Raw genomic sequence first — 10,176 nt, 5'->3', positions numbered from 1 at the left:
GGGTTCGCCCTGTCCCAAAGCGTTGATGCTGGAAAAGTACACCACCCGCCTCACCCCGCTTTCGGCGGCTGCCAGCAAAATCGTCCATGTACCGCGCAGGTTGATGTCCAGCAATTCTTCCTCTCTGCCGGGAATATCATTGGGGATGGCAGCCAGATGCACCACCGCATCCACGCCCTGCATCAAACGGCGCACCAGCACCCCATCCCGCACGTCGCCAACGACCTGCTCGCCGTAACCGGGCACATCATCCGTGGATTTATCCAGCATACAAAGGGCATGACCGGCTTCATGCAGCCGCTGAACCACCCAGCGCCCAACTTTGCCCCGGCTGCCCGTGACCAAAACGCGCATTGTTTCTGCCTCCGTTGTGAAATTTCTTCTTTGCTTTAATATTCTTTTACAATCAGCAAACACCCTGCTTATTCTGTTCCGTCGTGAACATATTCAACCGCCTGCTTGCCGGTCATGTGTTCGATCTCAATGCCAATTATGATCGCTTGCGTACACTGGTTTATTTCGTTTTGTTTGGTTTGCTTTGGCTGGTCTGCGGCATACTTCTCAACCAATGCCTCAAAGGCTTTCCGGCGCTCAGACCCTTCAACAATTCCGGCTCTCCCAAATACAATCACACTGCGAAAACAGGTCGTAAATTTTTCGCTCAACACCTGGTCTTCGTCAATTACCGCAAAAGATACCTTCGGGTATTTTGTGATGGCCTCCACTTTGTGCCCAACTTTGGCGGAATGAAAGTAGATTTTTCCGTTGCAAAAAACAAAACTGAGCGGTACCGCATAAGGGTATCCCTCATCTCCCAGGCATGCCAGCTCGCCGTTCGTCCTTCTTTCCAGCACCGCAACCATTTCCTGCGGCGTCAACGCTTGGTTGCTCCTTCTCATGGCTCTAAACATTTGTCATTCCCTTTCTACTCTACTTCCGGCTTAATCCTGATCATCATGATTATACGTTCCCCCAGCGTTGTTTTCCAAACCTTAAATGGCCGGTTATCACCGTGATGCCGCCCCGTCCCAATCAATTTACTGCCTCAGGCAATAAACCTTTCGCCAATTGGCATTGGGAGATGGGCAGTATAAAATTCCAACCCTGCCGCAAAGCGAGGATGGTTGGAATGGGTTCATCGGCGCTGGGATAAGGTGAAGAATTGCCGCAGCACGCCTCATTCGTTCTTTCCAGCCGGCAATTAGAAGACGTTAAGACTGTCGAGCAGCACAATCAACACCAGCAGGGGAGAAACGTAGCGCACCAGAATCAGGAACAGGCGCACGACCCTGTCATTGTTCAATTGGCCGCGATTGGTGAGCTGCTCCTTGACAAACTCCGGTTTCAGCGACCAGCCTACAAACAGAGTGATGAAAAAACCGCCCAGCGGCAGCAGCACGTTTGAGGTGACGAAATCGTACAGGTCAAACAGTGTTTTACCGAACAGCGTGAAGTTCGCCAGAGTACTGTTGGAGAGCGCAGCAGTCGAACCGACCAGTGCCAGCGCACCAATGGCCAGCCAGGTGGCCGATTTGCGGGGCAGCTCGAATTGTTCGCTCAGGAATGCCACGACCACTTCGACCAGCGAAACCATGGCCCCAATGGCTGCAAAACTGGTCAGCAGGAAGAAGATGAAGATAAAAAAATTTCCCAACGGCATTTGGGCAAACACCGCCGGCAAGGTGATGAAGAGCAGCTTGGCTCCGGCGGTGGGTTCAAAACCGTAGGTGAACACCACAGGAAAAATGGCAATACCGGCCAGCAGCGAAACCGCCAGATCGGAAAGCGCAACCCGCAAAGCGGTGGAGGGAATATTCTGATCATCCTTCCAGTAACTTCCGTAGGTAATCATTGCGCCCATGCCGATGGATAGTTTGAAAAACGCCAGTCCCAGCGCAATCAGGGCAGCCGTTGCGGTGATTTTGCTGAAGTCGGGTTTGAAGAGAAAGGTCAGTCCCTCAACAGCCCCCGGAAGGGTGAGGGCGCGCACATCAACCACCAGCAGAAGCAGAAATAGCAAGGGGATGAGCCGTTTGGTGGTGGCTTCAATTCCTCTGGCAACACCAAAGGTAATGATCAGTCCCACCAGCACCAAAACAATCCACTGCCAGAGGAGCGATTGGAACGGGTCGGAGACCAGCGCCAGAAACATTTGGGTGGTTACCTCGGGATTGGTGGAGAGGATGTTGCTGGTCAATGAGCGAAAAACATAGGCAAAGACCCAGCCGGCCACCTCGGTATAGAAGGCCATGATCAGAAACGCGGAAAGACCGCCCGCCGCACCGATCAGCCACCACGGCTGGCGGGGAGAAGGAGAGAGACGGCGCAAGGTGGTGATGACGTTGGCACGGGCTGCCCGCCCCAGCATGATCTCAGCAATCATCACCGGCAAACCCACCAGAAAGGTGGAAATCAAATACAGGATGAGGAAAGCGGCCCCGCCATTTTCACCCGTCAGGTAGGGGAAACGCCAGATATTGCCCAAACCAATTGCCGAACCGAGCGTGGCAATCAGGGCGCCGAGTGCGGTGGCAAAGCCGCCACGTTTCAGGGAAGTTTCTTTTTCCAATGCTGCCATGGTGATAATAAAAACTCCTGTTCAAAAGGATAATGTTCGTCTCAAAAAAATTTCCCCGCTTTATGCGCGGGGAGTTTGCAGCCGTCTTTAAGTGACCAGCCAGAGTCGCTCAACCCGCACAAAAACGGGAGATGAAATGGATGGGTATGTGAGGAATATCACAAAAGCACCGCTTTTTGAACATGCGCGCGAATATATCAGGTTTTGAGGTTTCTGTCAAACGAAACGGCGAACCGTCAACCACAGTATTCATCGCATCATTTACAGGCACACTCTCAATTCGATTAATTCGTCCAGGCATCCTTTCTCTCTTCTTCCAATGGCCATGAATTATTGGTACAATGAATCTGAGGAAATCCGCATGCGAGCGGAAATGTCCACCCGCCCCGGTTTGGCGATCTTCCTTTTTGGACGCCCGGAGGTTTTGCGGGAAAACCAGACCCTGCCACCACTTGCCACCCAAAAAACCCAATCTCTCCTGGCTTATCTCATCATTCATTGCAATCGGTCTCACCTGAGAGACGAACTCGCCGCGCTCTTTTGGGGCGATCGGGACGATGCCCATGCGCACCACTCTTTGACCACTGCGCTGTGGCGCATCCGCAGATTGCTGGGTAAAGAGTATCTGCTTAGCGATTCAACCCGTGTCCAATTCAATCCCCACAGCGCTTTCTGGCTCGATATAACCGAATTTGAGAAACGCGTGAAGAGGATTCCGGCCAACCCCGCCGACCTGGCAGCTGCAGTTGACCTGTACCGCGGTGACCTTCTTGAAGGATTTTATGACGATTGGTGCATTGAAGAACGCTACTACTTCGAATCCCTCTACCTCGATGCCTTGAAGCGCCTTGTAGATTGGCATGAAGCACGAAGTAATTGGGGGGAAGTCCTGGTTTACACCCAAAAGTATCTGGCCCACGATTCCCTGATGCAAAACATGCACCTCGCGCGGATTCGCGCCATGCTCGCCTTGGGCGATCGGGCCGGGGCGCGGCATCAATGGCAGGTCTGCTGCGAAACGCGGCAACAGGAACTGCACGCACTTCCTTCCCCCGAAGTACTCCGAGAGGCTGAAGACCTGCTTGGCGCAGAATTCACCATTCCATTACTGATTGAACCGCTGCCGGAGAAGAAACCCCCGCCTTGGAATCAGCTTGAACGACCGCCCTTTGTCGGACGCAGGCAGGAGATGGCTGTGCTTCAGGCGCTTTGGGAGCAAGCCGCACAAGGACGGGGACACATGATTTTCATCAGCGGTGAAGCCGGCGTGGGAAAGACACGCCTGACCGAAGAATTCGCCGCTTTGGTGCGTTGGCACGGCGGCATGGTGGCGCGTGGACATTGCTTCCAATCAGAACACATCCTTCCCAACCAGCTGCTTGGCGAAATGCTGCGCGACCTGGTCAGGCAGGAAAACGAAATATTGCTGGGGTTGCCAGCCTGGGCTCGAAATGAACTGGCCCGCCTTGTGCCGGAATGGAATCCCCCAAAGGTTCAACCCACATCTTCAACCGGGCCGCTGCAGGCAGATCAGCAATCCATTCTGTTTACTGCAATGGTTACACTCATCCGTCAATTTGCATCCCAATCTCCCCTGTTGGTAGTGCTGGAGGATTTACACTGGGCAACATTTACGACCCTGGCAGCAATTCATTACCTGGTGCGGCGGACAGGGGATGTACCTGTGCTTTATCTCGCCACCTTTCGCCCTGAGGATGTCTTTCAAAACCCTGCGCTCAGCAGTATAACCGCTCAACTGACACGCGATGGTCTGGCGCAAAATCTTGCACTGGAACGGCTTACGCGGGAAGAAATTGCTGAGCTGGTGCAGCGCACAATGAATGCTGAAGCGGGATATGGAAATCGTTTATACGACCACACCCAGGGGAATGCGTTCTACACCATTGAAACACTCCGAGCCCTTGCCGGAGCACCGCTACCAGAAGGTCGTTTGCCTGTACCCGACACAGTCCGCGATCTGATCCAATCGCGACTGGAGCAGCTTTCGCCTACAGCCCGTGAATGGATTACCTGGGCAGCAGTAGCTGGTCGCGCCTTTGACCTCGAACTTGTTCGCCGGGCGTGCGGTGTGGATGAAAATACTGCGCTGGAAGCCGTAGATGAATTGCTGCGGCAGGGATTTTTGTGTGAAGCGAGCGGCATGGCCGGCAGTGATTATGAGTTTGTCCATCAGCTGGTTCATCAGGCAACGTACATGGGTATTCACCATCGCAGGCGACGCCGGCTGCATCGTTTGATCGGTGAAGCGATGGAAGGTCTGATTAAAGATCATTCCTCGGCAGCCAGCACGCTGGCATACCACTTTGACACCAGCGGCGAATTTGAAAAAGCGCTGCAATACCATGATCTGGCGGCGCAGGTGACCGCAACAGATTTTGCCTGGCAGGAGGCAGAGGAGCATCTGGGACGAATGCTGTGGCTGATAGAACAACTCGATCCACAGCAGGGTGATTCAGAATACCTGCACCGCCGCGGCCAAATTCTCATACGCAGGGCCGAACTACACTCTCTCCAGGCGCGCTTGAAGGAGCGCGATGCCGATCTGGAGGCATTGAACGCACTGGCCGACAACCATTGCGACGAATACCTCCGCCTCCAAACCAGAATCCAGCGCGCCCGTTACCTGAATCTGGACGCCCGGTATGAACAGGCCATTGGCATAGCCCGGGAAGGATTAATCCTTGCTGAACAACTTCAGGATAATGCAGCCCACAGTTACCTGCTCAGCCAGATTGGCTTTGCCCATTACTTCTTGGGAAAGCCAAAGTCGGCTCTCTGTTCGTTGGATACGGCTTTGAGAATGACTCCAGAAACGGACAGTGAAACACGCCGACACATCCTCCACATTCTGGGTTATGTGCATTTCCACCTGGGAAATTTTGGCTGTGCGCTTGCCTGCCAGCAGGAGTCTCTTGCCATGCATCAGACAATTGGAGATTACAATGGCATGATCTGGGCAGGTCTGGATATGGCAGCCACCTTCCAGAAGATGGGGCGAATGGTTGAGGCCGCAGAATACTTAAACCGGTATTTGCAGTTAGCCCAACATATCGGCGCCCGCTCTGCAGAGGTGTACGGCCGCATCCAGTTAGGTTCATGGTATCTTTGTCAGGGCAACTACCCGGCGGCAGAAGAAACCTTTTTGCAGGCATTAGCCAACCAGGAGGGTTTGCGTACCGAACATGCGCGCGTGGCAGCTGAGGTGGGAATCGGTTTTGCCTTTTATCATTTGGGTTATGGCGCTAAAGCGCAAGACTGGTTTGAACAGGCAGTTGGACGCGCCCGTCCGATCCAGCACCTTCGGCGGGCGGTGGAAGCACTGATTGGGTTGGGATTGATCGCGTGTGACGCAGGTCAATACCCCGCCGCACATACTTTTTTGGGCGAAGCAGTCGCCATTGCACGCGAAAGCGATTGCCGTGGAAACCTGGCAGCCGGACTGGCAGCGCTTGCCCGCGCCGAACGCCGCTGCGGAAATCTTGCACTTTCTCTTGCACACGCTTCAGAGGCAACGCGGATTGCTGAAGAAATCGGCTGGCCGGCCATCCAGATGTGGGGCGAGCTGGAGACCGGACTGACCCGCCTGTCACAGGGTGACCCCGAAACTGCACTGGTACACACCCGCCGCGCCGTTGACCTTGCACCTCAATGCGATGAAAGCTGGGTTGGCAGCGAACAGGTTTACCGCGCTCACGCCCGCGTCCTTCAGGCTTTAGGTCACATTGAAGCAGCCAACGAAGCAGAAAGGTTTTTTGAAGGCATCCTTGAAGCCAAAGCAAATCGCATCCTCAATCCGAGACCGCGGCAGCATTACCGGGAATTTGCAAAGCGCAATATTTGATGGAAAGACAAGAACCTATTTGATATTTTTTTGACACCTCTCTGCTAGACTGCTCTTTGAAAGAGCAGTTTTTTTGTGCAGAGGTCAAATGCCTGATCATCCACCATCATCCTCCCAACACACATTTATCGTTCGTTTCTGGTGGGAGCCACAGGGGGCAGGCTCGGATCGGACGCGGGGTTGGCGGGGGCGCGTTGACCATGTGCAAAGCGGCGAAGGGATGACCTTCAAAAAATTGCACCAACTCCTCACCTTCATCGAGGGTTTCATCACTCCTGCGCAATCCCCGCCATTCGATCAGGCCGGCAAATGAAAGGAATCGAAACCCGATGCCGGAACTCAAGGTACAGCCAAATTCCATCCACCCCCGCCTGATCGGACATTCCACCGTCCACAGGCCAACCTCAAGGGCAGACGGGGTGATGGTTTCCGCACAACATAATGAAAGGGACAATCACAGGTTGACCGTCAGTTACCGCAGGGATGATGCCAAAGGCAAGACCGGCAGCAGAGGAAATGACTGGTTGATAGGCAGTGCCTGCCAGTCGTTGATGCTGCCAAACATCCCTTGCTTAACTGGAATACACACAGAAAGGAGGTGAATGACAATGGTGCTCTATGTAGTGAAGTGGGATATCCACCCGGATAAGACGGAAGCCTATCTGAAGTGGCTCGACAGCTCCATTCCCCGCACGCTGGCAATTCCAGGTGTGGTTGAATTTCGAGCATATCGCGGCGCTGTCGGCGCACCTCAGATTATTGCCACCTACGAATTTGCCGATGTGGCAAGCTGGGCCACCTGGTTTATGAACGAAGACGCCCAAAAAGTGTGGACCGAGCTGCATACCCTCGGTCTTAACGTGTCAGCTGATCTTTGGAACACATCACCGAATGTACCAGCCCCCATCCGACCCCGTGGATAGACCCCGGCATCCTGAGGCAGACCGGTAACCCAATCGTTATGCGGGTCTTCTTGCCTGTTGCGAATCATATTTGAGCAAAATCAGTCTTGAGATAAGGAAAATGAGCCATGGCTAAGATTGAAAAATCCATCTTAATCCATGCCCCCGTTGAAAAGGTTTTCGAATTCATGGCAAAACCCGAAAACCTGCCGCGCATCTGGCCCAGCCTGCAGGAGGTCAGGAACGTGCAGTTACTGCCCAATGGTGGGTATTGCTATGACTGGACCTATAAGATGGCGGGCATCCATATCGATGGGAAGGCCGAATGGATCGAATTTGTCAGGAACGAACGCATCTTCGACAAGAACGAAAGCAGTATTAACAGCACCTTCCTCTGGAGTTTTCAGCCGAAAGAGGGCGGTACACAAGTCACCCTGAATGTCGAGTACATCATCCCCGGCACGATAACGAGCAAATTGGCCGAGCCAATCATCCATAAGATGAATGAACACGAAGCCTCAACCGTTTTGGCTAACTTGAAAGCCTGGATGGAAGGATAAAACATTTCCGCCTGTTGGCAGATCCTTTCTCCCCTCGCCGCAGCCGGAAGCTGGCACAACCTGCAAACCATCACCTGCCACAACCGCCGGTGATGGTTTGTTTCACTGTGTGGCTGCCAGCCGCTTTACCAGCCGTCGGCGGCGGGGTGATCACACCATGCCAGCTGTGCCGCTTGCACCGCCATCCCTTCTACCTCGTAATACGCCTCGCCGGCGCAGGCGCGGCAGAGCGTCAGTTCTCCGGCAAACACCTCGCGTTCGTTCATAATCTCCTCACCGCAGCGGTCACACACCGCCCGCTTGCCCGGCTGACTGATGATGGCTTCAATCGGGCGCAGCAGGCGCACCCACTGGAACGAAAACAGTTCTTCATCCGGCATGAGCTGGTAACCAACCAGGTTGGCCTGCCAGCGGCTGGCTGCCTGCGGTGCATACCGCCGCGAAACTTCCCGCGCTGTGGGGCGCGGCGCCAGCCGCACTGCCCGCCCGCTGAGCGTATCCACGAAGGTTGCCGCCACTTTGCCAAAATCCTCCACTCGCAGCGTACGCCGCCCCACCCAGCAGTTGGTCGCCACCGAAATACCATCTGCACCGCAGCCATCGGTTTCGACAATCGTATACAGGCGCTTATCGCTCTGCGGCAATTCCAGCCCCAGCAGCCAGCCGGCATACAGCCCCATGCGCACCCCCAGCACCTGCCGCGGGCATAAATGATGATGCAGCGCAGCGCACTTTTCCAGCAGTTCCGGTAATTTGCTCATCGTCATCCTCATCCGGTTTCTCCTGCGGGGGGAATACGCCTCCCCCCGCAGGCTAAAAGGTTCTCAATCAGGCACGTTCCAGCTTGACCATGGTATCGTAAAACACTGCACTGCCGCCCACCGGATCCAGCAGCGAGGTGTTGCCCAAATAGGGGTCAACCCGCATGGCAGCGTTGGCGTGAAAACCGCGCGTGCGGCGCGGGTCACCCTCAATGCGCACACCGTCAATCTCAAAATCCACACCGCCGTAAGCAAAGTGGCCAAAACCCAGCGCAAAGGAGATTACGCCGGGGCGCATACCCTGCACCGCTTTGATTTTTCCGACCATCGGCACTTTGTTGCCGTTGAAGAGGTCCCAAACCCCCTCCGGGTTGGATTTGGAAACGATGCGTACCCGCTCACCGTCTTTGAAACCCAGCTGCTTGACGTCCTCGGCGTTCATGATAACGGTGTTTTCGGGCAGCAGCGCGTTCAGCCAGTAATTGCCAGAGGTACGGCTTTTGGTCTGCATGATTTCACGGTGAGTGATCAGGCGCAAATTGTATTCCTCCCCATCTTCCACCGGCTTTTCGGTCACATCCAGCGAGGAGGGAAGATACTTGGCATAGCCGTAAAGATGCTTGCCGGTCATGGCACTTTTGATGCCGTAGGTCTTTTCCTGATAAATGTTAACCATTTGACCATATTTGTTGGCAACCAGTTCGCCTTTGTAACCGGCGCTAAAGTTCTGATAGCGCCCGCCGCGGTTGAGCACATACACCGCCTTGCGCCACAAGTCTTCGCCCACAATCCGCCGCCAGCGCTGCACATCGAACACCGAAGAAGGCAGATGCCGGCGTGCCGCCTCGAACAGGCGCAGTTCCTCGTCATCCGCATCCGGCACGGCATTCGAACCGTCCTCCTTTTCGCCAAAGGCCAGGTTGGCGACCATGCGCAGGTAGAAGTCATCCTGATGGGTCAGCGGAATACCCTCACCCAGTCCATTTTCGCCAAAATTGGGCAGGTTCAACCGCTCGGCAATCCCCAGCAATACCGCCTCCATGTTGAGCGGCATCTTTTGACCGTATACTTCCACCTCCTCGACCAGCGGTGCAATAACCGGCTGGCGGATACCCTGCACCTTGAAAGGCACCGAGGGATGCGAACCGTTGAACTCCCAGCGTTCCAGATAACCCGTATCCGGGAAGATGTAATCGGCGTACATGGAAGTTTCACCGATGGTAATGTCGAAGGCGATGAACAGCGGCAGTTTCTTGGGGTCTGAGAGCACTTCAATCAATTTATGCCCAGCCGGCAATGAGTAAACCGGCGATCCCATGTACAAGAACAACGCCTTAACCGGGTAGGGATAGGCATCGCCAATCGAGGGAATCACCTCCTGATAAACATCGCTTGCCAGCGGATACCAGTTGCGTTTGGCCGGGTAGCGTTTCTCTTTGGGCAGGCTGGTGTACAGGGTGGATTCCTGATACTTGGCATCATGGCGGATGATGGACAGCCCAAACGGCGCCAT

General features: G+C 54.6%; 9 protein-coding genes. 3 read left to right on the top strand and 6 right to left on the bottom strand.

Annotated features, from left to right (window positions below):
* From VAE48_RS16945 to VAE48_RS16935, 3 genes are all read right to left on the bottom strand, one after another.
* Window positions 1-354 (bottom strand): NAD-dependent epimerase/dehydratase family protein (locus VAE48_RS16945; RefSeq protein ID WP_322794517.1); only part of this gene is annotated, 354 nt, incomplete at its 3' end.
* 68 nt (window positions 355-422) lie between these two features.
* Complete coding sequence (locus VAE48_RS16940) at window positions 423-911, bottom strand: pyridoxamine 5'-phosphate oxidase family protein (protein WP_416181069.1); 489 nt, start codon at window positions 909-911, stop codon at window positions 423-425.
* A gap of 290 nt (window positions 912-1,201) precedes the next feature.
* Window positions 1,202-2,569 carry a sodium-dependent transporter gene (locus VAE48_RS16935; protein WP_416181070.1) on the bottom strand — a complete coding sequence of 456 codons (1,368 nt, stop codon included), beginning with the start codon at window positions 2,567-2,569 and terminating at the stop codon, window positions 1,202-1,204.
* A 370-nt stretch (window positions 2,570-2,939) separates the two neighbouring features.
* On the opposite strand from VAE48_RS16935, the gene VAE48_RS16930 reads away from it, so the two are divergent.
* Window positions 2,940-6,440, top strand: a complete 3,501-nt coding sequence (locus tag VAE48_RS16930) for an AAA family ATPase (protein WP_322794514.1) — start codon at window positions 2,940-2,942, stop codon at window positions 6,438-6,440.
* Window positions 6,441-6,546: 106 nt separating this feature from the next.
* On the opposite strand, the gene VAE48_RS16925 is transcribed toward VAE48_RS16930, so the two are convergent.
* Window positions 6,547-6,801 (bottom strand): hypothetical protein, encoded by a 255-nt coding sequence (locus VAE48_RS16925; RefSeq protein WP_322794513.1) that lies wholly within the window; start codon window positions 6,799-6,801, stop codon window positions 6,547-6,549.
* Between the two features lie 241 nt (window positions 6,802-7,042).
* Between VAE48_RS16925 and VAE48_RS16920 the strand changes: the two genes are divergently transcribed.
* Both VAE48_RS16920 and VAE48_RS16915 read left to right on the top strand, forming a co-directional pair.
* A complete protein-coding gene (locus VAE48_RS16920; RefSeq protein WP_322794512.1) occupies window positions 7,043-7,363 on the top strand; it encodes an antibiotic biosynthesis monooxygenase in 321 nt (106 codons plus the stop codon).
* A gap of 107 nt (window positions 7,364-7,470) precedes the next feature.
* Window positions 7,471-7,902, top strand: coding sequence for an SRPBCC family protein (locus tag VAE48_RS16915; protein WP_322794511.1), 432 nt, complete (start codon window positions 7,471-7,473; stop codon window positions 7,900-7,902).
* 125 nt (window positions 7,903-8,027) lie between these two features.
* On the opposite strand, the gene VAE48_RS16910 is transcribed toward VAE48_RS16915, so the two are convergent.
* Window positions 8,028-8,663, bottom strand: coding sequence for an FmdE family protein (locus VAE48_RS16910; RefSeq protein WP_322794510.1), 636 nt, complete (start codon window positions 8,661-8,663; stop codon window positions 8,028-8,030).
* A 67-nt stretch (window positions 8,664-8,730) separates the two neighbouring features.
* The coding region (locus tag VAE48_RS16905) for a molybdopterin dinucleotide binding domain-containing protein (protein ID WP_322794509.1) at window positions 8,731-10,176 on the bottom strand (1,446 nt) is incomplete at its 5' end.

Origin of the sequence: Bellilinea sp., assembly GCF_034432615.1 — a bacterium.
GTDB lineage: Bacteria > Chloroflexota > Anaerolineae > Anaerolineales > Anaerolineaceae > Bellilinea.
Note: the sequence above shows the minus strand (reverse complement) of the source record. Positions and strands in the feature narration are given on the sequence as shown.